The organism is Rhizobium sp. 18065 (assembly GCF_902706095.1).
GTDB lineage: Bacteria > Pseudomonadota > Alphaproteobacteria > Rhizobiales > Rhizobiaceae > Allorhizobium.
In genome coordinates, this window is sequence record NZ_CACSJP010000001.1 from 167,282 (window position 1) to 189,626 (window position 22,345).

Consider the following 22,345-nt stretch of genomic DNA (forward strand, 5'->3'; position numbering starts at 1 on the left):
TCAATACCCCGCCGTGTTGGCGCCGGAACGCTCACCGGAAAGAACAGCGACAATGTCGTCCAGCAGGCCGGAGGCACCGAAGCGGAAGGTCGAGGGCATCGCCCAGTCCTCGCCCATGATCGTGTCGGCCAGCCGCAGGTAGAGGCTGGCATCCATCACATTGGCAATACCTCCAGCCGGCTTGAAGCCGACCTTCTTGCGGCTGTCGCGGATCGCCTGCAGCATGATGTCGGCCGCTTCCAGCGTTGCGTTGACGCCGACCTTGCCGGTCGAGGTCTTGATGAAGTCGGCGCCGCCCGCGATCGACAGGTCGGACGCTTTGCGGATGAGGCTCTTGTCCTTCAATTCTCCGGTCTCAAGGATGGTCTTCAGGATCGCCGATCCGCACGCGGCCTTCACCGCCGTCACCATGTCGGTCACAGATTTTTCATTGCCGGCCATCAGCGCGCGGTAGGGAATGACCAGATCGATGTCGTCAGCGCCGTCGGCCACCGCATCGCGCGTTTCGGCCAGCACATCCTCGATCTTGGCATCGCCCGCCGGGAAATTGACCACGGTCGCGATCCTGACCGGGCTGTTCGGGCCGAGCAGTGTGCGGGCCTGCATGACGAAGCGTGGCCAGATGCAGATCGCCGCAGTCGGTCCAAACGCCGTCTGCGCCCTGGCGCACAGGCTGACGATCTGCTCGGGTGTGCAATCGTCCTTCAGGTTGGTCAGGTCGAGCAGGGAAAGAGCCCGTGTCGCGACAGCGCGCAATTCATGATTATCCAAGGTCTGTTCCTCCGCCGGCGATCATCCGTTTCAGGATGGTGGCCAGCCGCTTGCCGCCGATCGGCGCCATGTCTTTTGTTTCTTCGTGGCTCAGTTCTCCGCCGGTCATGCCGGCGCCGAAATTGGTGATGACCGATGCTGCCGCCACCCGCAGCCCGTAAAATCGCGCCAGGATCACTTCCGGGACGGTCGACATGCCCACGGCATCCGCCCCCAGAACCCGCGCCATGCGGATTTCCGCCGGTGTTTCGAAGCTTGGGCCAGAGAACCACATATAGACGCCCTGCGACAACGGCACGCCTTCGGCCGTCGCTGCATCGCGGATCGCCTGGACGAGAACCGTATCATAGGCCGAGGTCATGCCGACGAAACGGTTGTCGCTGGGTTCGCCGATCAACGGGTTTCGGCCGGAAAAGTTGATATGGTCGGTGATTTGCATCACCGAGCCCGGTGGCAGGTCTTCGCGTAGAGAGCCGGCGGCATTGGTCAGGATCAGCGATTTGACCCCCAGACCCACAAGTGTCTCGATCGGCACCCGCATCGCGCCGGCATCGCCATGCTCATAATAATGCACGCGCCCGGCCAGCATGATCACCGGCTCCTGTCCGAGGTAACCCGCAACCAGCGTTCCGGCATGGCCGGACACCGCGCTCACCGGAAAGCCGGGAAGCTCGCTATAGGGAATGCGGATCGCGTCGCTCACCTCGTCGACCAGCGAGCCGAGGCCCGAGCCGAGCACGATGGCAATGCGCGGCATCAGCCCGTTCAGCCGCTCGACCAGCAGATCGACGGCGGCCTTCATCCGAGCAACTCGGTCTTGAAGCTGAACGGCAGCAGTTCGTCCATGGTGATGGTCTTCTGCACGCCGACCTCGTCGCACAGATAGATCTTCGTGTCGGCGGAGGCGAATTCCGATATCTTCTGCCGGCAGCCGCCGCAGGGCGGGCAGAGCGCCAGCTTTTCAGCGATCACCGCCATCTCGACGATCTTCTTGCCCCCGCCCATGATCATGCAGCCGATCGCCGTCGGTTCGGCGCACCAGCCCTGCGGGAACGACAGGTTTTCGATATTGGCACCGGTATAGATCCGGCCGTCATCGGCGCGGATCGCCGCGCCGACAGGAAATTTCGAATAGGGCGCATGCGCGAATTTCATTGCATCGCGTGCAGCCTCGAACAGGTCGTGAGCCATTCCTAGCGCTCCTTGGTATAGGGCACGCCACCGGCCTTGGGCGGGTTGGCAGCGCCGATAAAGCCTGCAAGCAGGATGCAGGTGAGGATATAGGGCAGGGACTGGAAGATCTGTACCGGCACTTCGCCGATCAGCGGAACCTGTTTGCCCTGCATGAAGTTGGCCAGCGCATCGAGGAAGCCGAACAAGAGGCAGGCGAACATCACCGGCACCGGTTTCCACTTGGCAAAGATCAGCGCGGCAAGCGCGATATAGCCTTTGCCGGCCGACATGTCCTTGATGAAGGCTGCCGACTGGGCGATCGCCAGATAGGTCCCGGCAAACCCGCAGAGCAGGCCGGCAACGATCACCGCGCGGTAGCGCAGCCATGTCACCGAGATGCCGGCGGTATCGACCGCACCCGGATTTTCACCGACCGCGCGCAAGCGAAGGCCGAACCGCGTACGATAAAGCACCCACCACGACAGCGGTACGGCGACGAAAGCGAGATAGGTCAGGATATTATTGCCGGAGATGACATTGGCGTAGAGCGGGCCGATATACGGCACCTCGCGGATCGCATCTACGCCCGGCAGCTTGATCGGTCCGAAACGGCCGTCAGCCGGCAGCTGCGGCGTGCGTCCGCCCTGGCTGAACCATGCCTGGCCAAGCACGACCGTCAGGCCCGCAGCGACGAAGTTGATCGCAACGCCCGAGACGATCTGGTTGCCGCGATTGGTGATCGAGGCAAAGCCGTGGATCAGCGAGAAGCCGATCGAGACGCCGACACCGGAGGCAAGGCCGATCCACGGCGAACCGGTGACATAGGCGGCCGATGCGGCGGCAAAGGCCGCCGCCAGCATCTTGCCTTCCAGGCCGATGTCGAAAATGCCGGAGCGCTCGGAAAACAGCCCGGCAAGGGCGGTGAAGATCAGCGGAATCGACAGGCGGATGGTCGAGCCGAGAATGCTGACGACGATATCGAAGAAATCCATCGGACGGCCCTCAACCCTTGGTGAACTGCTGATAGACCCGCACGAGTGCCGGCCGGAACATGTATTCGAGAGCACCGGCGAACAGGACCACGAGCCCCTGGATCACGACGATCATTTCGCGGGTGATGTTCGGCATGTCGAACGACAGTTCGGCGCCGCCCTGATAGAGCACCCCGAACAGGATGGCGGCGATGATGATGCCGACCGGATGGTTGCGGCCCATCAGCGAGACGGCAATGCCGACAAAGCCGGCACCGCCGACAAATTCCACCTGCAGGCGCTCGGAAGCGCCCATGACAGGGTTGAGCGCCATCATGCCGGCGAGACCGCCGGAAATCAGCATCGTGATGATCACGATCTTCGTATAGGGAATGCCGGCATAGGCTGCCGCCGAACGGCTGAGGCCGAGCGTGCGCATCTCGAAGCCGAGCTTGGTCCGCCAGATCAGCACCCAGACCAGGAAACACATCACCAGCGCGATCAGGAACGAAACGTTGAACGGTGCCGGTCCGAGCTTCATGCCGAACATCGCCATCAGCCAGTCGAGCTTCGGCAATTGCCCGCCCTCGAGGAAGGTCCGGCTTTCCGGCGCCATCTTTCCCGGAACGATCAGGACATTGACCAGCAGATAGACCATCAGCGCTGCGCCGATGAAGTTGAACATGATCGTGGTGATGACGATATGGCTGCCGCGCTTGGCCTGCAGCCAGGCCGGGATCAGCGCCCAGAGGCCACCGAAAGCGGCAGCACCCAGGATCGCGAACGGCATGGTCACATACCAAGGCACATAGTGGTCGAGCGCCAGCGCGACCAGCGCTGCACCCAGTCCGCCGAGATAGGCCTGGCCTTCGGAGCCGATATTGAACAGGCCGGCATGATAGGCAACCGCCACCGACAGGCCGGTGAAGATGAAATTGGTCGCATAGAACAGGGTGAAGCCGATGCCTTCGCCGCGGCCAAGCGCCCCGGTCAGCATCAGTTTCAGCGCCTCGATTGGATTCTCACCAATGATCCAGACGACAAGGCCGGAGACCAGGAATGCCAGGATCAGGTTGAGCAGCGGCAAGACGGCATAGTTGATCCATCTTGGAAGGGGAACGGAAGCGGTACTCATGGATTCCTCACGCGGCGATGCCGGCCATCATCAGGCCGAGGGTCTGTTCTCCGGTATCCGGGGTCTTTTCCCCGACCACCTTGCCGGCAAACATCACCAGGATGCGGTCCGATAGCGAGCGTATTTCGTCAAGTTCGACGGAGACCAGCAGGACGGCCTTGCCCGCGTCGCGCGTTTCGACAATGCGCTTGTGGATGAATTCAATCGCGCCGATGTCGACGCCGCGCGTCGGCTGGCCGACGATCAAAAGCTTAGGATCGCGTTCGATCTCGCGTGCAACGACGATCTTCTGCTGGTTGCCGCCGGAGAAGTTGGCGGTCTTCAGCCGGGGATTGGGCGGACGAATATCGTATTTCTCGATTTCGACGGCAGCTGCCTGGCGCACGAGGTCCGGTGACAGGAAAGGACCCTTGCCGTATTGTTCGTCGCGGTGATAGCCGAGGATCGAATTCTGGCTTTCCTCGAAGCTCAAAACGAGGCCCATGTGGTGGCGGTCTTCCGGGATATGCGCAAGGCCGATCGAGCGCAGCTTGGCCGGGTCGTAGCCGGCAACCGGTTCGCCACAGATGAAGATCTCGCCGGATGTCGGCTTGCGGATGCCGGTGATTGCTTCGAGAAGCTCGCTCTGCCCGTTGCCGGCCACGCCGGCAATGCCGACAATCTCGCCGGCGCGCACGTCAAACGAGACATTGTCGACCATGGTCACGCCGCGGCCGTCCTTGACGGTCAGGTTGCGCACCGAGAGATAGATCTCGCCGGGATTGGCGGCACCCTTGTCGACCTGCAGCAGCACGCGACGACCGACCATCAGTTCGGCCAGCTCTTCCACTGTTGTCTCGGCGGTCTTGCGCGTCGCGACCATTTCGCCGCGGCGCATGACGGACACCGTGTCCGTGATCGCCATGATCTCGCGCAGCTTGTGGGTGATCAAAAGCACGGTCTTGCCCTGGTCGCGCAGCACGCCGAGGATCTTGAACAGATGGTCAGCCTCGGCTGGCGTCAGAACGCCGGTCGGCTCGTCGAGGATCAGGATTTCCGCGCCACGATACATGGCTTTGAGAATTTCCACCCGCTGCTGCAGGCCAACCGGAAGTTCCTCGACCACGGCGTCCGGATCGACCTCCAGCTCGTAGTCCTCTTCCAGCTTCTTCAGCGCCGCACGGGCGGCATCCGTTCCCTTGGCGAGCAGCGCGCCGCCTTCGGCACCCAGCATCAGGTTTTCCAGAACGGTGAAATTCTCGACCAGCATGAAATGCTGGTGCACCATCCCGATACCGGCAGCGATCGCCGCCTGGCTGTCCTTGATGGTTGTTACTTCGCCGGCGATCCGGATCGTGCCTTGATCGGCCTGGTAGAAACCGTAGAGGATCGACATCAAGGTCGATTTCCCGGCACCGTTTTCGCCGATAATGCCGTGGATCGAGCCCTTGGCAACCGTAAGGTTGATGTTCTTGTTGGCATGCACCGCACCGAATTTCTTGTCGATGCCGATCAGTTCGATCGCTGGTGCCTGGCTCTTGTCGTTCATTGCCTGTCCCCCAGACATGGAAAGGGCGCAAGGCGACTTTAAGCCACCTTGCGCCCGGTTCAAATCACTTCGGGCAGGAATTGTCCGACATGTAGTCGTGCACCTTGACGGTACCGGCGATGATGTCGGCCTTCGCCTTTTCGACGGCAGCCTTCATGTCGTCGGTGATCAGCTTGGCATTGTTGTCGTCGACGGCGTAGGCAACGCCATCTTCGGCAACGCCCAGCGACAGCAGGCCAGGCGTGAACTTGTCACCCTTGGTATCGGCAAAAGCGTTGTAGACCGCGAGATCGACGCGCTTGACCATCGAGGTCAAAACCGAACCGGGATGCAGGTGGTTCTGGTTCGAATCGACGCCGATCGACAGCTTGCCGTTGTCGGCAGCTGTCTGCAGAACGCCGAGGCCTGTTGCGCCGGCTGCTGCGTAGACAACGTCCGCGCCCTGGTCGATCTGGTTCTTGGTCAATTCGCCGCCGCGGACCGGGTCATTCCAGGCAGCGCCGGTCGTGCCGGTCATGTTCTGGAACACTTCGATATCGGCCTTGGCAGCGCGTGCGCCCTGCTCGTAGCCGCATTCGAACTTGCGGATCAGCGGGATGTCCATGCCGCCGACGAAGCCGACCTTGCCGGTCTTCGATGCGAGGCCAGCCAGCAGGCCGACAAGGTAGGAGCCTTCGTGTTCCTTGTAGACGACCGAACGCACGTTCGGCAGTTCGACGACGCTGTCGACGATGACAAACTTAGTGTCGGGGAATTCAGCGGCAACCTTCTCGACAGCCGAGGTCCAGGCGAAGGAAACGGCAACCACCGGGTTGAAGCCCTTGGAGGCGAAGTTGCGGATCGCCTGCTCGCCCTGGGTATCGCCAGTCGGTTCGAAATCGCGATAGTCGACGCCGGTCTCGGCCTTGAACTTCTCGGCGCCCGCAAAGGCAGCTTCATTGAACGACTTGTCGAATTTGCCGCCCGTGCCATAGACGAGTGCCGGCTTGATGTCGGCCGCAAGCGCGGTCGCTGACATCGCTGCCAAGGCAAAGAGACTCAAGAGGGTTTTTTTCATTGTGCAGCCCTGTTGTTGCTATTGATCTTGTTGGGTCCTCCCGCAAGCCTTCCCGAAGAAGAAGACATGTCTGCGGAACCGCCACCCTCTTTTCCAGAGGTCCTGGCTGTCGCGCATCCTTGCATGGCTCTGACAAAAATTCACCAGATTTTTTTCATCTGGTAAAGATTCACAGACTTGCTGAATTTTCAGCGCCTAGCGCTGAAAATTCAGTCAGATCAATGGGATTTGTGCTGCTGCCTTAGGCAATATCACATCAGGCGGCGGGTGCGATCGGGCAGGACACGCCTGTGCCGCGCAGGCCGCAATAGCCGTTCGGATTCTTCGCCAGATACTGCTGGTGATAATCCTCGGCATAGTAGAACGGCCCTGCCGCGGCGATTTCTGTCGTCACCCGGCTGCTATGACCGGCCGATGCCAGCGCCGCCTGGAAGCGGTCGCGAACCTTGAGCGCCAGCGCCATGTCGGCCTCGTCCTCGACATAGATCGCCGACCGGTAGGTGCTGCCGATATCATTGCCCTGGCGCATGCCCTGGGTCGGATCATGCGCTTCGAAGAAGACCTTCAAAAGTGCCTCCAGCGTGATCTGTGCCGGATCGTAGACCACCTTGACCACTTCCGTGTGGCCGGTCAGCCCGGTGACGGTTTCCTGATAGGTCGGATTGGGCGTGATCCCGCCCTGGTAGCCGGCCGCCGTCACCTGAACCCCGGGCGTTTCCCAGAGCAGCCGTTCGGCGCCCCAGAAGCAGCCCATGCCGAGATAGACGATTTTGCTGCCCTCGGGGTAAGGCTCCTTCAGCGCTGCGCCTGAGATAAAGTGTGTTGCGGCGGTCGGGATCGCCTCGGCGCGTCCCGGCAATGCCGTCTCTGTCGTGGGCATGACCGTCTTCTTGTTGAACATGTCGATCAGAAACATGGTGACCTCCAATGGCCGGCGTCTCCGGCCTTTCTATATCTGTGTGGCGTGGCTCAGGCGGCGAAACGTCCGGCCGGCGACGGTTTTTTGTAACCGATCATCCAGAACAGCAGTGACAGCACCAGCAAGGCGGCAAAGGCGGGTTGCGGCAGAACCAGGCCGGCAAATGCCGTCCAGGCAGCCGCGCCGAGCTGGCTTTCGGTCAAGCCCTGCAAGGCTGAAAGGCTGGAGGGACTGAGATCCATCCACGCCGCCTCCACCGGGGTCAGGGAAATCTGCGAGGCCGAGACCGAAGCAATGGAATCGACGCTGCCGGCGATCACGCCGAGGCACAGCGCCAGGAAACTCAACACTCTGAAGATAAGCCGCACCACGAACTCCCCGGCCTTGGCAGAAGGTCGGGCTCTGCGCCCGCCACCCTTCGGACCCTATAGATAGGTATTTGATCGCAGAAGTCAAAAAACTGTCAGATTTAGGTTGATCCGCTGAAATTCATCGGTATATATCGCGCCGTTCCAACGATTTGCGTCTGACGATGCAGGCCGACAAAGGACAGGTGGCCGAGTGGTTTAAGGCGCACGCCTGGAACGCGTGTGTGCGTGAAAGCGTACCGTGGGTTCGAATCCCACCCTGTCCGCCATCATTGGCCTAGCCAATTGTTTCCACTAGCATAATTTCGACAACACGACTTGGTTGGCGACCAGGCTCGGTGCAAGGACGATTATCCCGCAGAAAGCCGTTTGATGGCGTGTCTGAAGGACAGCTTGGGTTTGCCGTCCGGGCCGTCGCACATATAGCGGCCCTTTTCATCATTGTATGCGTAGCGGATCTTCGAGCCGTTGCACTCGACCAGCAGGACACGGTGGTTGGCCGCGACTTCGTTCAGCACTTCGAGTTCCTGTCCCCAGAGCCAGCCGGCATAGGACGTGCCGGAGTTCGACCGCAGGACGACTTCGAAAAAATGCCCGCCTCCGGCCTCGCGCATCTGGAAGATCAGGTCGAGATTGTCCTCGTCGCCTTCATCGAAGGCGCCGGCCGAGAGTCGCAGCGCGGCAATCCTGGCGTCCGCCAGTGCCCCGATCGGATAGAATGGCTTTCCATCGAACCACAGGAATTCGGTCACCGCGTAGCCAACATCGTCGGCGCGCTGATAGGGTTCGGAATGCAATGTAAATGTCATATAAGTACGATTAAATATTAAATTGCCCGTCATTTCCTCTTTTACCGAACTGCTCCGCCGTTCCGGCTCCTTTGCTCTCCTTCTTTGCAGAAACGCTATTGCAGATGGCGTCACATCAACGTCAAAGGGAAAGCGAAAACACTTTCAATTTCTCATTGGTCATTGTTAGATGCGCAAATCATTGTGGGGTGACACGTGTTTGGGGACACAGAACACATAGCGATCCGGCTTTTCGGCGTGCCGCGATTCGAGGTGGAGAAACAGGCGTTTTTCCCCGCCAAGGGTTTTGTTCTGCTCGCCGCGATCTTGCTGTCTGCCGGACAGATCCTGACGCGCCAGGCCGCGGCCTCCCTCCTGTGGGAGGATGTGGAGCAGAAGCGGGCAATGGGCAATCTGCGCCAGCTGCTGTCCAGGATGCAATCATTCGCCTCCGACGAAGACCCTTTGATCGTCATGTCGGCCACGGCTTTGACCGCAGGCCCGATGGCCAGCCGTTCCGATCTGGCGCTTTTCCTGTCGGCGGTTCAATCCGATGATATTGCTGTCCGCACCCGCGGCCTCCTCGCGGTCGAGGGCGAATTGCTCCAGGGCGCAGACACCGGTCAGGAACAGTTCCATCTGTGGCTGCTGAGCGAGCGCAACCGGATGAAGGATCTGTTCTTCGGTTCGCTTGGCCAGTTGCTGGAGGACACGACGCGCTTCGGCGGCCGGACGGCGGCGCATATCCCGACGCTCGCCGATTGCGCCTTGCGACTTGAGGAAGATCGGGAGGAAACCTACCGGATGGTGATTGCCGCCTATGCCCGGGCCGGTGATCTCGCGGCCGGCGAACGGATCTACGACAGGCTTGTCCGCCAGTTGCGCATCGAGGGCAGGGGACCGGAACCGGCAACGCTGGCGCTGCGCCGCCGCATTCAGGGTTATGCCGCAAGCCACGGCGACAAGGACAGTCCCGCGCCGATCCGTGCAACCGGCAAGCGGCCGCGCGTCGCCTTCATCCGGCCTGCGAGGATCGACGGCGCCTCGGCCGGTCCCATCGTCCAGGCCTTTGTCGAGGATATCGCCAACAGTCTGGTGCGGTTTCGCACCTTTGCCGTTCTGTCGCCGCACAGCAGCTTTGCCGCCGGCAACCGCTCGGATGACAGCTACAGTGCCCTGCGCGCCGACTACCGCGTCGAGGCCACGGTCTTCGACCAGATGCGCGTTTCCTTTTCCTTGGTCGAGGAGGAAACTGGCGAGATCAAATGGGCGCTGGAAGTGGTGCTCAACGACAGGCAGCTGCATGCGGCCTTCCGGCTCTTGTCGAAGCAGGTTGCCGCTGCCCTTGCCGAACAGATCGAGCGCCTGCAGATGGAGCCGACGCGTCTGCATGACGCCGGCGCCTATCACCACCTTTTGTCCGGCCAGCAGATGCTCAGCGGCAAATGCGATCTGCCGCTTCTGCGCCGCTCGCGCGCGGAATTCCGCAAGGCCGCCGATCTTGACCCAGGCATGTCCGTTGCCCGCGCCCGCATTGCCCAGACCCTGCAGCTCGAATGGCTGATGCTGGGTGGCAATGACCCGCATCTGCTCCACCGCGCCAAGGCAGAAGCTGAGGCTTCGGTCGAGAGCGATCCGGCCTTGGGGATCGGCCACTGGATGTCAGCGGTCGTCGCTCTCTACCAGCGGGATTTCGAGACATCGGCGCAAAAGTTCTTCGAGGCGGAAGCGCTGGCGCCCAATTCTGCCGATCTGCTTCTGCAACATGCCGATGCCCTGGCCCATTTCGGCGAGCTCAGCCTTGCCTGGGAGCGCTTCCAGCAGGCGATCGATCTCAACCCCTTTGCACCGGACATCTATTGGTGGGCCGGGGCCAGTATCGCGCTCAAGCGCGAGGAATATCAGACCGCCCTGCAGCTGTGTGGCAACATGGAAGACGACGAGCCGGCGCTGAGGGTGCTCACGGCAAGCCACGCCCTGAGCGGAAATCTGCTCGCGGCACGCGAAACGGCGCGTCGTCTTCAGGAAAATTATCCGGGCATGACCGCCCGGGAAATCAGTGGTTTGTCGCCGGATCGCAACCCGGCGGCGAATGAGAAGCTTTTTCAGGCATTTCGATTGGCTGGTATCAAATAGGGGATAATGACTATGGCTGGTTCTCAGTTTTACGTGATTGGAAAGAAGGGCTTTGGCGTGCTGTTCCTGCGCACATCGCCATTGCGGGTTGCTTCGGTGGCGCATGACGTCATTGTCGCCTACGAAAAAAGCCATCCCGGCATTGACGGCTATGCGCGCGTTGCCGCGGCGGCGAAAGCGATGATGGCCGGCCAGGACGGTCAGTCGGATACGGCGCTCGACCAGATCCAGATCCAGGGCATCGAGGCCCTGATCGCCGGCGGCGCGTCTGTCTCCGAAGCCGATTTCGCCCTTGTCGGCGAAGTGGTCGATACCAGCTGGGATTTCAACCGCGTCATCCAGATGCCGATCGAAAGCCCGCTGCACGCAGTCGGCCCGAGCGGCTCGGTTACCGGCACGCTGTTCGAGGCGATCCTGTCGGATAAGCCGAACTCGGCACCCTGAGCGATCGCGCAGACGCGTCGCTGATGTGCGCACCATCCGGAGACCGCGGCCGGCAGGATCCTGCCGGCTTCGCGGCCCTCGATCCTGTTGCCCTGCGGCGGTTCGGTATAACCCGCCTCGGTGATGTTACGGATCTTGATATCATCGGCGTGCCCGTCTGGTTTGCCGCAAGGCCGAATTCGCGCGGTCTTGCGGTGTCGCAGGGAAAAGGCCTCACGATAGAGCAGGCGCGGATCTCGGCCGTCATGGAGGCCATTGAAGGGGCCGTCGCCGAGGACACGCAGAGGCATGTCCGCGAATACGGATCTGTGCGGTCTCTGGCCCGCCGCGATCTTGCCGTCGTGCCGCTGGATGATTTGGCCAGAGTTGACTGGCGAAACCTTGATCCGGACCGCGAACGGGCCTGGGTGCAGGGATATTCCGTCCGCAATCAGCACATGGTGTTTGCACCTTACGAACTGGTCGGCATGGACTACCGCATGGATTTCCCCTGGGATCGCCAGGCCTTCCACATGAGTTCCCAAGGACTGGCTGCCGGTTTCGATTTTGACCGGACAGTCCTGCATGGCCTTCTCGAACTGATAGAGAACGACGCCTGCTTCCTCGTCGATGCCCTTGCCACACGGTCGCTTGGCCTGCGGCCCGTGGCGTTTCCACCTGGCCTGTGTCCTGCCCTCGACCGGCTGGCCGCCACGATCGAGGCTGCGGGTCTTTCGGCGCGTTTTTTCGATCTGACCAGTTCGAACGGCGTACCCGTGATCATGGCCAGTCTGCCGCGTTCCGTCGCCGGGCAAGACGGGCCGGGCACACGCTTTGTCGCAGGCATTGCCTGCCGCCTCGACCGCGGCGAGGCCGCCATTGCCGCGCTGCTGGAAGCGGTCCAGTCGCGCCTGACGGATATCAGCGGAGCGCGCGATGACCTGACCCCGCAGCGTTATGTCGGAGATCGGAGCGTGTCCGAGCAACGCTTGGCAAGTGATCTTTCGCGTACGGAACTGCTCCCGCTTGACCTGTCTGTCCATGATCAGGCCGGTGCCTTATGGCAACGGCTCGCCCATCACCTGTTTGCCAGGGGTGTCGAGGACATCTACATCTTCCCGCTCGACACGGGCGAGCCCGAGATCCGGGTCGTCCGGGTGCTGGCCAGGGGATTATCCTCTGCCGGTACCGGTTTGAACCGGCTTTCCGCCAGCGCCCTCGATGGTTTTCTCGCATGATGGGGCAGGCAAAACAGACCGTCGTGTTCGCGGGTCCCTCGATCCACGGGCTGGATCGCGCGCCGTTTTCCGCGGTGACGTTCAAACCGCCGGCCGCAGCCGGCGATGTGCTGGCCGCTGTTGGATCTGGTGCCCGCGTCATCGGTCTCATCGATGGTCTCTATGGCGATTGCGCCGCCGTCTGGCACAAGGAACTTCTTTATGCCCTGTCGCGTGGGGTAACCGTGGTCGGGGCCGCGAGCATGGGTGCCTTGAGAGCGGTGGAATGCGAAGTGTTCGGCATGCTCGGCCTCGGGCAGGTCTTCGAACAATACCGCCTCGGCGGTCGCGTGTCCGACGCGGATGTTGCCCTGAGCCATGCTCCGGCAGAACTGGATTTCTGCCCGCTGACGGTTTCGCTCGTCGATGCCGAAGCGACCATTGAGGGGCTGCGTGACACGCTTGACCAGACGCAGTGCCAACACTTGATCGCCGCTGCGAGGTCCGTGCATTTTTCTAGGCGAACCTGGAGGGCGGTCGCCGCCCGTGCAGGCTATGACGCGGATATCGCCGCGACATGCGCCCGCAATCTGATCTCGGTCAAGAAGGCCGATGCACTGCTGCTTCTGCAGGCGGTGCAGCGCGGCGAAATGATCGGTGGCGCCGTGCCCGAATGGACATTTCAGGAGACTGTCTTCTTCCGCAACCTGCTGGCCCGCCAGAAGCCGGGAGATAGCACGGCATGAAGGCCCCAATCCCGATCCCGGTTCCGGCGCTCGTCGCCGATTGTGGCGGGCTTGTCAGCCAGATCGCGCTGGCGGTCCCGACCGCCTTCTTCCAGTCCGCCGACGTGTTCGACGGATGCCGCCCCCTTGTTCCGATCGGCGACCTGATCAGGGCGCTTCCGGCGGATGTCGAGGTTTTCCTGCTGGTCGACGACACGGCTGTGTCGTTGGCGAACAACTGGATCTCGACACTCGATCCGGTCTGTTCGCTACACTTCGTCGCGCTCGACAGAAGCACCGGCACTGTGCCCGGTCCGTGGATCCAGGATATGTTTCATGTGCGCATCGCTCCCGCCCCACACGCTGGTTTTGACCATGCGGACGATATGCAGATCGTCGTGGCGCCGGGAGACCCGGTGGGCCGCTGTCTGGCGGACTTCCTGGCTGTTGCCGTTGCCGAACTGTCCGTGGACCTGCCTGGCGGCAATCAGCTTGTCGGGCGGGATTTCCGGCTGATCGGCCATTCGGACCTGCAGCGTCAAGGTCCAGTGGATGCCTCTTCTTGCAACCCGCTTTGCATGCTCGACCCGCGTCCCGTGTCGGTGTTCGGCTACCGGTTGCACAGCGGAGCCGCATCGACTGATGCCGCTTCCGGCCGGCTGCATCAATACGGCTTTCATGTCGATCAGTTCGTATCGCTGACCGGGCTGGACAAGGAGGGGCGTCCGCTGCTGCTGGTCGGCGAACCGCATCTTGCCGAGCAAGACACCAGCAGTATTTTGGTCGACAATGCGCGCATGCTGCTGGATGCTTCCGTCTCCCTGCTGGTTGAACAGGGCTTCGCCGTGATCCGCAATCCGGTGCCCTTCGTCGTCGCGCCGGACAGCGGCAAGCGCCTGCCGCGGCTCTACAACAATGTCATCGTCGAAAACGCCGTTCGCGAAGGCCGGTCGAAGCCGATGGTCTGGCTGCCGCAGTTCGCCGATGTCGAGCCCCTGGCCAGCGATGATGCGCGCAACTTGGCGCTTTGGGAAGAGCTTGGCTTCGACGTCATTCCCGTGCAAGGCTGGAGCCATCTGGCCAGCCGAAACGGTGCTCTTCGCTGCGCATCGAAGGTCCTGAAACGTGTCGCGGACCAAGATCGCTACAAGCTTAATTTTCACCGATAGAAATAAATTAGCATTGGCTTCTTCATCGACAGATTGTGCTTTCTTCGGAGGCGCGACGAATATATGCTATTGTCAATGTGTTCGACTAAGCCGACTCTGGGGAAAGTAAATGTCAATCAAAAGTGCCAATCCAATCGACATTCAAGTTGGCTTGCAAATCAAACTTCGCCGCAAGACCATCGGTGTCAGTCAGTCTCTGCTGGCAGACAAGCTGGGGATCACCTTCCAGCAGGTGCAGAAGTATGAGAAGGGCGTCAACCGCGTAGGTGCGTCCCGGCTGCAGGCGATTGCAGGCGTTCTGGGCGTCTCGGTGGAGCATTTTTTCAACTCTGTCGATAGTTCCGATACCGCGTTGAAATCGCGACCCAGCGACGAAGCACAGGCCCTTCAGTCCTTCATGGCGTCGAGCGATGGTTTTGCCTTGAACCGTGCCTTCTTCAAGATCAAGGACGAAACGGTACGCCGCCGCGTCGTAGCGCTGGTGAAGGCGCTCGCCGATGGTGCTGAAGTCACCGATCCGTCGCTTCGCGATTGAGATGGCCGGCCCTTCTGGGTTCCCTGAATAGCGCGTGACGATGACGTGACGCTCTCTGTGGTTTCTTTCTGCATGGGCAGCGATGCTGCGTTTCGGGGAAGTAACTTGGGGGCGGACATGCAAAGATCTATGGTCACACAACAGGATGTTGAACCAGAGGAAGAAATGGCGGAGATCCTGGCCATCAGCCGGATGCTGTCGTTCGCCTGCCAGCGTGCGCGATCGATGGATCTGGGCGTCTCGACATATTTTCTCGAAATGGCGCTGATGTCGCTGATGCAGGACATGTTGAACACCGGCATGGAAGGATCGGCGAAGGAGTCGTTCAGCCTTCCCAACGCCGGCGCCGGGTTTCACTGACAACAAGTCGAAGATTGCCGACAAGCGTCTACGAATGACATCCCCGTCGGCTTCAACCTCCAGTGCTGCCGGCGGGGACAGTCAGGCAAGAAGTGATGCAACATGCGCCGCCACTTGCACTCAAAATGGAATGAAGCGGCAGGCAGCTTATTGCGCCATCATTGCCGATCAGGGAGCCCGACACAAAATCTGTCGACCCTGAAAATGTGATCTAGCCCGCCAGCAATGATCGAAGTGTCCCCGCAATGATTGACGTGTCATTGCGCCCGCCAGTTCACCGGCTCAAATTTCTCAAAAACTCCCGTCTTTTCCGCAGCCACGCTTGCCGAAGCAGGATCATGGCTGATGCAGTACCGGCTGATTCTACGTTGTGACGGGTCAGTCGCCGATTGCCGCGACGATCTTCTCCCGGAGCACAGCCTCACGCTGCACCATTGGCGCACCAGGAGTTGTTGCGGCGTGCGTGCCTGCGGGTGGACTGCGAGCTGCCTTTGGCTGCCGGGCAAAGCCTGCCATCACACGTCCCTCGCGCCAATCCGGCGGCCGCCCGAAAGCAGACCAGCTTCGGGCAAGCCCATTCCCTCATAGATTGTTCCATGTGGTGGGCTGAAGCCTTTCCATGCCTGCCGTTGCGCGCCCGGTGAAAGCCTGGCGCCGGGTTTCTGTCATGCCGTGGTGGACAGTAGGACCGACGGCGGCGGTGGCGTTGGTGGATTTTAGTTTGGATAGAATCAAAGGGATTTGTTTATGAGCACGACCATTCCTTCGCTGAGCGTCAGCCAGATCAGATCCCTCTCGACGTCTGCCATCGCAGGCTGGACAACGGAAGACGCTGCGGCCCTGTCGACCACGCAGATCAAGGCGCTCTCCTCGGCGCAGGTCGGCGCTCTGGAGACGGAAGATCTCGCCGTCTTCTCGGCAACCCAGATCAGCGCGATTGCCACGTCGGCCATTGTCAGCCTGAACCTCGATCAACTGGCCATCTTGACCACCGACATGATCGCCGGTCTCGCCACCGGCCAGATTGCGGCTTTGAAAACGACCCAGGTCGACGCGCTTGGCTCGCAGCAGATCGAAGCCTTGTCCGCCGCTCAGATCGCGGCATTCAAATCGAGCCAGCTGGCGGTCCTGACGCCGGAAGACCTTTCGACATTCACCACCGCGGAAATTGCGGCAATCAGCACGGCAGCGCTGTCGGGTCTTCCCACGGCCACGATCGCCGCCCTGAGCTCCGACCATACGGCGGCCCTGACAACCGCTCAGATCGCTGCCCTGAAGACGAACCAGATCGCCGCCCTGACCACCACCCAGGTCGATGCTTTGTCGACCGCCCAGATTGCTGCCCTGTCCTCCACCCAGATCAAGGCGCTGTCGAACGAAACCATCGCTGAACTCAGCGCCGCACAGATCACCGCCGTCAGCAGCAAGGCGATTGTCGGCCTGAGCACAGGCCAGATCGCCGCCCTGTCCAGCACGCAGGTCGAAGCGCTTTCTGCCACCCAGATTGCCGTGCTGACCTCGACCCAGGTGACGGCACTGGCAGCCGAAGACATTGCCACATTCACCACCGAAGAGATCGCCGCCATCAGCTCGACCGGTATAGCCGGGCTGGGCACGTCCATCGTAGCGGCGCTGACCTCCGCCCAGGTTGCGGCTCTCAAGACGTCTCAGGTCGCCGCTTTGAAGACGACGCAGATGGCAGCGTTGACCTCCGCCCAGATCGAGGCCCTGTCGACCGCCCAGATTGCCGCCCTGAGTTCGACCCAGATCAAGGCTCTGCCCGGCGAGAGGGTCGCCGATCTGACCACGGCCCAGATTGCCGCTCTGAGCAGCAAGGCGATCACGGGCCTGACGTCGTCGCAGATGGCTGCCCTGACCTCTTCGCAGGTCGAGGCTTTGTCGTCGGCCCAGATTGCTGCCCTGAATTCCAGCCAGGTCGCGGCTCTCAGCTCCGAAGATATCGTCACTTTCAGCACGGCAGAGATTGCAGCGCTCAGTTCCGCTGCGATCACCGGGCTGAACACCGCCAATATCGCGGCTCTGACCTCGGATCAGACGGCTGCCCTGAAGACCGCCCAGATCGCTGCCCTGAAGACAACCCAGATTGCTGCCTTGAGCTTCAGTCAGATCGAAACCCTGACCACCGCGCAGTTTGCCGCACTGAGCTCCGCCCAGATCAAGGCGCTGTCGAGCGATAGTGTCGCCGGCCTGACCACCGCACAGATCGCGGCTCTGAGCAGCAAGGCGATCACGGGCCTGACATCGGCACAGGTTGGTGCATTGTCGTCTGCGCAGATCGAAGTCCTGTCGTCGGCCCAGATTGCGGCGATGACCTCGACCCAGATTGCTGCCTTGAGCGCCGAAGGCCTGGCGACCTTCAGCACCGCCGAGCTTGCGGCGATTTCCACGGCTGCCATCGCCGGCCTCTCGACCGAGAATATCAGCGCTCTCTCCGCGGAACAGGCCGCAGCTCTGAAGACCAACCAGATCGCCGCCTTGAAGACCAGCCAGCTCGCGTCCCTCAGCACCGCTCAGATCGCCGCGCTCACCACGGCGCAGTTTTCGGCTCTGAGCGCCACGCAGATCAAGGCATTGGCCAGCGAGAGCATCGCTGCTTTGACCACGGCCCAGATCGCCGCGCTCAGCACCAAGGCGGTCAGCGGGCTCACCTCGACCCAGATTGGCGCCTTGAGCACCGAGCAGGCGGAAGCGCTGACGTCCACCTTGATCGCGGCGATGAGTTCGACCCAGATCGCCGCTCTGGGCGCCGAGGACATCGCAACTTTCACCACTGCCGAAATTGCCGCGATCAGTTCATCCGCGCTCGGGGGCCTTTCCTCGGATGGTGTCGCGGCCCTCACCACGGCGCAGGCCGCCGCCCTGAAGACCGCGCAGATCGCCGCGCTGAAGACCACCCAGATTGTCGCCCTGAGTGACAGCCAGCTCGCGGCGCTAAGCACCTCCCAGGTAAGCGCGCTGACCTCGCTTCAGATCGCCGCCCTGTCGAGCTCGACCGTCAGCTCCCTGACGACGGCCCAGATTGCGGCCTTGAGCACCCGGGCGATTTCAGGTCTGACCTCGTCGCAGGTCGAAGCCCTGAGCACGAGCCAGATCGATGCCTTGTCCTCCACCCAGATCGCCGCTTTCGGGTCGGCACAGGTCGCTGCACTCGGTACCGAGGATCTGGCGACCTTCTCGGTCGACGAAATGGCAGCCTTGAGCACGGCAGCGGTGGGCGGCCTGTCGACCGACCTGATCGCCTCGTTGACGGCCAGCCAGACCGCGGCGCTGAAGACGAGCCAGATTGCTGCCCTCAAGACGACCCAGATCCAGGCACTGAGTTCCGTCCAGATTGCCGCCTTGACCGCAGCTCAGTTCGGCGCCCTGAGCTCCGCCCAGATCATGTCCCTGTCCAGCGAAAGCATCGCTGCGCTGACCATCGATCAGGTGTCCGCGCTGAGCACGAAAGCTGTCGCCGGCCTGACCTCGTCGCAGATCGAAGCCTTGAGCACGGCGCAGATCGAAGCCCTGTCATCGTCGCAGATTGCCGCCTTGGGATCTGCCCAGGTGGCGGCTCTTGGCACCGAGGATCTGGCAACCTTTTCGGCCGATGAAATCGCGGCCATTCGCACGGCGGCAATCCCGGGTCTTCCCACGGCCAATATCGCGGCCCTCAAGGCTGAACAGCTGGCGGCTTTGACGACAAGCCAGATCGCGGCCCTTTCATCGTCCCAGATCGAAGCCCTCAGCACGTCTCAGCTGGTCACCCTGACCCCGGAACAGATTGGCGCAATTTCATCGACGGCCATTCCTGGCCTGGCCACGGCCAGCATTCCGGTTCTGACCGCCGATCAGGTTGCTGCCCTCAGCACCAAGGCCTTCGCAAGCCTGTCCACGGCCCAGATCGAAGCCCTGTCGGTGGAACAGGCCGAAGCGCTGACATCGGTTCTCGTCGGCGCCATGAGTTCTGCCCAGATCGCCGCCCTGAGCGACGCGGAGCTGGCCACGTTCTCGACTGCCGATATTGCCGCGATCAGCGCAGCGGCCATCGCCGGCCTGTCGACTTCCAATATCGCAATTCTCAGCGCCGACCAGGTGGAAGCGCTGACCACGGCCCAGGTCGCGACCTTGACATCGGATCAGGTCGAAGCCCTGAGCACCGAACAGATCGCCGCGCTCAGTACATCGCAGATCGGCGCATTGACCTCCACCGGTGTCTCCGGTCTGGCGACGGGCACGATTGCAGCGCTGAGCGATGACCAGATCGCCGCCCTGAGCACCAAGGCGATCCCGGGCTTGACCGCAGCGCAGATCGAGGCTCTCAGCACCCTCCAGGTTGAGGCGCTCACCTCCTCCCAGGTTGCCAGCCTGACCTCGGCACAGATCTCCGCTCTTGGTACGGCGGATATCGCGACCTTCTCCACGGCGGATCTGGCTGCCATCGCATCCACCGCCATTTCCGGCCTGTCCACGGCCAATATCGCGGCCCTGACATCCGATCAGATTGCCGCCTTGGCGACGGCCCAGATCGTGGCGCTGTCGTCCAGCCAGGTCGAAGTGCTGAGTTCCGCCCAGCTCGCAGCGCTGAGCACCGCGCAGCTTGCGGTGCTGACGTCGGCGCAGGCCAACGCATTGTCCAGCCAGACGATTGCATCGCTGTCGACCGAGCAGATCGCCGCCCTGAACACCGGAGCGGTGGCCGGCATGACCCCGGCCCAGATCGAGGCGCTGACAACGGCCCAGGTCGACGCGCTCTCCACGCTGCAGATTGCCGCTCTGGCATCGACGCAGCTGGCCGCACTCGGCACGGCTGATCTGGCGACATTCTCCACGGCCGATATTGCAGCGATCACGGCAGCGGCCATTCCCGGTCTGTCGACGGCCAATATTGCCGCCCTGACCGCTGAACAGGTTTCCGCATTGACGACGGCTCAGATCGCGTCGCTCAATTCGGCCCAGGTCGAAGCGCTGAAATCCAGCCAGCTCGGCAGCTTCACACCCACGCAGATCTCGGCCCTGAGCTCAACGGCCTTGCAGGGCCTGTCCACCGGCAACATCGCCGCCCTGTCGAACGATCAGATCGCAGCCCTGTCTGCGGCGGCGATTTCCGGCTTGAGCGCAGCCCAGATTGACGCCCTGTCGACCGCCCAGGTCGAAGCCTTGTCCGCGACGCAGATTGCCGCCCTCAGCGCCACCCAGATCGGCGCGCTGAGCCACGAGGACCTCGCGACCTTCTCGACGGCGGATATCGCAGCGATCACCGCATCGGCCATTGCTGGGTTGTCGGAAGCCACGGTTTCCGCCCTGACGACAGCGCAGATCGCCTCCTTGAGCGCAGCTCAGCTGAACGGTTTCACCTCCCTTCAGGTGGGCGCACTGAGCTCGACCCAGGTTGGCAACCTGACCACGACGCAGGTCGCAGCGCTGAGCGCGGCGGGTCTTTCGGGCATGTCCGCTTCCAATGTCGCATCGCTGACGACAGCTCAGGTCGCAGCGCTTGGCACAGGCGCCATTCCGGGCCTGACGACGGCGCAGATCGACGCCTTGTCCACCGGCCAGATCGACGCCTTGTCCTCGGCCCAGATCGGTGCTTTGACCTCGACTCAGCTCGGCGCCTTGACGACCGAGGACCTCGCGACCTTCTCGACAGGGGATCTTGCCGCCATCAGCGCCACGGCGATCGGCGGCCTGTCGACGGCCAATATCGCGGCCCTGTCGACGGCCCATGTCGCCGCCTTGAGCACTGCCCAGTTCGGTGCGCTGATCTTCAGCCAGATCAGGGCTCTGACCTCGAGCCAGGTGGCAACTTTGAGCACGGCGCAGATCGGTGCCCTGAACGCCATCCAGGTCGCAGCTCTTGGCACCAGCCATATCGCCAGCCTGACCACCGATCAGATGGTCGCTCTTTCGCCGAGCGCGGTTGTCGGCATGACCACCGCACAGATCGGCGCCTTGTCGACCCAGCAGGTCGAGGTCCTGACGTCCACCCAGGTCGCAGGCCTCAGTTCTGTGCAGATCGCAGCCCTCGAAGCCGAAGATCTGGCCACCTTCTCGACGGGCGATATTGCCTCGATCAATTCCGCAGCCCTTGCCGGATTGTCGACGGCCGATATTGCCAATCTGTCCAGCGCCCAGCTGCAAGCCATCACCACGGCCCAGGTCGCAGCGCTGACCCCCGACCAGATCACCGCGGTCATTTCTGCCTATCAGTCCTACTGACGGCAGATTGGCCGAGCGGAAAGTCCGAACGGCCTGAACGCAATGTGATACCGGATTTGGCGGTGTGCCCTGCACGCCGCCAAATTGCATTTTGTCGGCCGGTCAAACTTTGCCGCATGAACAGGCACCGGCACCGGTTCCGACCTCTCTGGCACCGATCCATCGCAAAAAGACAATACAAAAGCATCGAGGGATCATTCTTTCGCCATATGCGTTAATCAAACCTAGCCTACCGGCTCGGATGCATGGTCATCAGAGGGCAGGTTCAAGTTTTGAAGGAGTACAACATGAAGAAGACTCTCGCCGTTGCGCTCGCCGCACTGCCGGTTTTGACCAGCGCAGGAGCCGCTCTGTCGGCTGATACGATTTCCCGCCAGGATCCCGTTCCCACCTATCAGGAAGCTGACCAGCGCGGTGGCGTCCGCATTGGCTACCTCCAGTGCAATGTCGGCGGCGGTGTCGGTTTTGTCGTCGGCTCTGCCAAGGAGGTCGATTGCGTCTTCACCTCGACCATCGGCAGCGAGCCGCTTGACCGCTACACCGGCGCCCTGCGCAAGATGGGCGTCGATCTTGGCTTCACCACCAAGGGCAGCCTGATCTGGGCGGTTTTCGCTCCGACCGCCGGTTATCATCGCGGTTCGCTGGGCGGCCTCTACCAGGGCATCACGGCGGAAGCCACGGTCGGCGCCGGCATCGGCGCCAATATCCTGGTCGGCGGAACCTCGGGCTCGATCCACCTGCAGACCATCAGCGTGACCGGCCAGCTCGGCCTCAACCTGGCTGCCACCGGCACCTCGATGACGCTGACCCCTGACAGCTGATCAAGCATTTTCCGCAATATGAAAAAACGG

19 protein-coding genes and 1 tRNA gene are annotated in these 22,345 nt (G+C 61.9%); 10 read left to right on the top strand and 10 right to left on the bottom strand.

The window, feature by feature from the left end; translation table 11 throughout:
* The 9 genes from deoC to GVK95_RS00835 form a co-directional block, all read right to left on the bottom strand.
* On the bottom strand, positions 1-771 hold the full coding sequence (gene deoC / locus GVK95_RS00795; RefSeq protein ID WP_159945970.1) for a deoxyribose-phosphate aldolase: 771 nt from the start codon (positions 769-771) through the stop codon (positions 1-3).
* Positions 764-1,573 (bottom strand): purine-nucleoside phosphorylase, encoded by an 810-nt coding sequence (locus tag GVK95_RS00800; RefSeq protein WP_159945971.1) that lies wholly within the window; start codon positions 1,571-1,573, stop codon positions 764-766. Before GVK95_RS00800 ends, deoC begins: the two co-directional genes overlap by 8 nt.
* Complete coding sequence (locus GVK95_RS00805) at positions 1,570-1,962, bottom strand: cytidine deaminase (protein WP_159945972.1); 393 nt, start codon at positions 1,960-1,962, stop codon at positions 1,570-1,572. Before GVK95_RS00805 ends, GVK95_RS00800 begins: the two co-directional genes overlap by 4 nt.
* Positions 1,963-1,964: 2 nt before the next feature.
* A complete protein-coding gene (locus GVK95_RS00810; protein WP_159945973.1) occupies positions 1,965-2,936 on the bottom strand; it encodes an ABC transporter permease in 972 nt (323 codons plus the stop codon).
* 10 nt (positions 2,937-2,946) lie between these two features.
* The gene (locus GVK95_RS00815) at positions 2,947-4,050 is read right to left on the bottom strand and encodes an ABC transporter permease (protein ID WP_159945974.1); all 1,104 of its coding nucleotides are present in this window, start codon (positions 4,048-4,050) and stop codon (positions 2,947-2,949) included.
* Between the two features lie 7 nt (positions 4,051-4,057).
* Positions 4,058-5,578 (bottom strand): ABC transporter ATP-binding protein, encoded by a 1,521-nt coding sequence (locus GVK95_RS00820; protein WP_159945975.1) that lies wholly within the window; start codon positions 5,576-5,578, stop codon positions 4,058-4,060.
* A gap of 64 nt (positions 5,579-5,642) precedes the next feature.
* On the bottom strand, positions 5,643-6,635 hold the full coding sequence (locus GVK95_RS00825) for a BMP family ABC transporter substrate-binding protein (RefSeq protein WP_159945976.1): 993 nt from the start codon (positions 6,633-6,635) through the stop codon (positions 5,643-5,645).
* Positions 6,636-6,891: 256 nt separating this feature from the next.
* Positions 6,892-7,551, bottom strand: a complete 660-nt coding sequence (gene msrA / locus GVK95_RS00830) for a peptide-methionine (S)-S-oxide reductase MsrA (protein ID WP_159945977.1) — start codon at positions 7,549-7,551, stop codon at positions 6,892-6,894.
* A 53-nt stretch (positions 7,552-7,604) separates the two neighbouring features.
* Complete coding sequence (locus GVK95_RS00835; protein ID WP_159945978.1) at positions 7,605-7,922, bottom strand: hypothetical protein; 318 nt, start codon at positions 7,920-7,922, stop codon at positions 7,605-7,607.
* A 179-nt stretch (positions 7,923-8,101) separates the two neighbouring features.
* Here GVK95_RS00835 and GVK95_RS00840 point away from each other — a divergent pair.
* Positions 8,102-8,191 (top strand) — tRNA-Ser (locus tag GVK95_RS00840).
* Between the two features lie 81 nt (positions 8,192-8,272).
* Here the strand turns inward: GVK95_RS00840 and GVK95_RS00845 are convergent.
* Positions 8,273-8,731 (bottom strand): hypothetical protein, encoded by a 459-nt coding sequence (locus GVK95_RS00845; protein WP_159945979.1) that lies wholly within the window; start codon positions 8,729-8,731, stop codon positions 8,273-8,275.
* Between the two features lie 195 nt (positions 8,732-8,926).
* Between GVK95_RS00845 and GVK95_RS00850 the strand changes: the two genes are divergently transcribed.
* The 9 genes from GVK95_RS00850 to GVK95_RS00890 all read left to right on the top strand — a co-directional run bounded on the left by GVK95_RS00850 (position 8,927) and on the right by GVK95_RS00890 (position 22,315).
* Positions 8,927-10,846 (top strand): BTAD domain-containing putative transcriptional regulator, encoded by a 1,920-nt coding sequence (locus tag GVK95_RS00850; protein WP_159945980.1) that lies wholly within the window; start codon positions 8,927-8,929, stop codon positions 10,844-10,846.
* A 12-nt stretch (positions 10,847-10,858) separates the two neighbouring features.
* Complete coding sequence (locus GVK95_RS00855) at positions 10,859-11,290, top strand: hypothetical protein (RefSeq protein ID WP_159945981.1); 432 nt, start codon at positions 10,859-10,861, stop codon at positions 11,288-11,290.
* A gap of 23 nt (positions 11,291-11,313) precedes the next feature.
* Positions 11,314-12,507, top strand: coding sequence for a YcaO-like family protein (locus tag GVK95_RS00860; protein WP_159945982.1), 1,194 nt, complete (start codon positions 11,314-11,316; stop codon positions 12,505-12,507).
* Positions 12,504-13,232: a TfuA-like protein gene (locus GVK95_RS00865; RefSeq protein WP_159945983.1), complete on the top strand. Its 729-nt coding sequence runs from the start codon at positions 12,504-12,506 to the stop codon at positions 13,230-13,232. The genes GVK95_RS00860 and GVK95_RS00865 overlap by 4 nt, the downstream gene beginning before the upstream one ends.
* Positions 13,229-14,380 (top strand): hypothetical protein, encoded by a 1,152-nt coding sequence (locus tag GVK95_RS00870; RefSeq protein ID WP_159945984.1) that lies wholly within the window; start codon positions 13,229-13,231, stop codon positions 14,378-14,380. Before GVK95_RS00865 ends, GVK95_RS00870 begins: the two co-directional genes overlap by 4 nt.
* 109 nt (positions 14,381-14,489) lie before the next feature.
* A complete protein-coding gene (locus tag GVK95_RS00875; protein WP_159945985.1) occupies positions 14,490-14,915 on the top strand; it encodes a helix-turn-helix transcriptional regulator in 426 nt (141 codons plus the stop codon).
* Positions 14,916-14,960: 45 nt separating this feature from the next.
* The gene (locus GVK95_RS00880; RefSeq protein WP_244618667.1) at positions 14,961-15,275 is read left to right on the top strand and encodes a hypothetical protein; all 315 of its coding nucleotides are present in this window, start codon (positions 14,961-14,963) and stop codon (positions 15,273-15,275) included.
* 747 nt (positions 15,276-16,022) lie between these two features.
* Positions 16,023-21,494, top strand: coding sequence for a hypothetical protein (locus GVK95_RS00885; protein ID WP_159945986.1), 5,472 nt, complete (start codon positions 16,023-16,025; stop codon positions 21,492-21,494).
* Positions 21,495-21,781: 287 nt separating this feature from the next.
* A complete protein-coding gene (locus GVK95_RS00890) occupies positions 21,782-22,315 on the top strand; it encodes a DUF992 domain-containing protein (protein ID WP_159945987.1) in 534 nt (177 codons plus the stop codon).
* Positions 22,316-22,345: the final 30 nt, after the last annotated feature.

Excerpts from the sequence above, each read along its gene's own strand:
- GVK95_RS00860 (WP_159945982.1), top strand. The coding sequence starts at position 11,314 with ATGTGCGCACCATCCGGAGACCGCGGCCGGCAGGATCCTGCCGGCTTC.
- GVK95_RS00825 (WP_159945976.1), bottom strand. The coding sequence starts at position 6,635 with ATGAAAAAAACCCTCTTGAGTCTCTTTGCCTTGGCAGCGATGTCAGCG.
- GVK95_RS00820 (WP_159945975.1), bottom strand. The coding sequence starts at position 5,578 with ATGAACGACAAGAGCCAGGCACCAGCGATCGAACTGATCGGCATCGAC.
- msrA (WP_159945977.1), bottom strand. The coding sequence starts at position 7,551 with ATGTTTCTGATCGACATGTTCAACAAGAAGACGGTCATGCCCACGACA.
- GVK95_RS00870 (WP_159945984.1), top strand. The coding sequence starts at position 13,229 with ATGAAGGCCCCAATCCCGATCCCGGTTCCGGCGCTCGTCGCCGATTGT.
- GVK95_RS00800 (WP_159945971.1), bottom strand. The coding sequence starts at position 1,573 with ATGAAGGCCGCCGTCGATCTGCTGGTCGAGCGGCTGAACGGGCTGATG.
- GVK95_RS00855 (WP_159945981.1), top strand. The coding sequence starts at position 10,859 with ATGGCTGGTTCTCAGTTTTACGTGATTGGAAAGAAGGGCTTTGGCGTG.
- GVK95_RS00815 (WP_159945974.1), bottom strand. The coding sequence starts at position 4,050 with ATGAGTACCGCTTCCGTTCCCCTTCCAAGATGGATCAACTATGCCGTC.
- GVK95_RS00890 (WP_159945987.1), top strand. The coding sequence starts at position 21,782 with ATGAAGAAGACTCTCGCCGTTGCGCTCGCCGCACTGCCGGTTTTGACC.
- GVK95_RS00885 (WP_159945986.1), top strand. The coding sequence starts at position 16,023 with ATGAGCACGACCATTCCTTCGCTGAGCGTCAGCCAGATCAGATCCCTC.
- GVK95_RS00810 (WP_159945973.1), bottom strand. The coding sequence starts at position 2,936 with ATGGATTTCTTCGATATCGTCGTCAGCATTCTCGGCTCGACCATCCGC.
- GVK95_RS00875 (WP_159945985.1), top strand. The coding sequence starts at position 14,490 with ATGTCAATCAAAAGTGCCAATCCAATCGACATTCAAGTTGGCTTGCAA.
- GVK95_RS00805 (WP_159945972.1), bottom strand. The coding sequence starts at position 1,962 with ATGGCTCACGACCTGTTCGAGGCTGCACGCGATGCAATGAAATTCGCG.
- GVK95_RS00845 (WP_159945979.1), bottom strand. The coding sequence starts at position 8,731 with ATGACATTTACATTGCATTCCGAACCCTATCAGCGCGCCGACGATGTT.
- GVK95_RS00865 (WP_159945983.1), top strand. The coding sequence starts at position 12,504 with ATGATGGGGCAGGCAAAACAGACCGTCGTGTTCGCGGGTCCCTCGATC.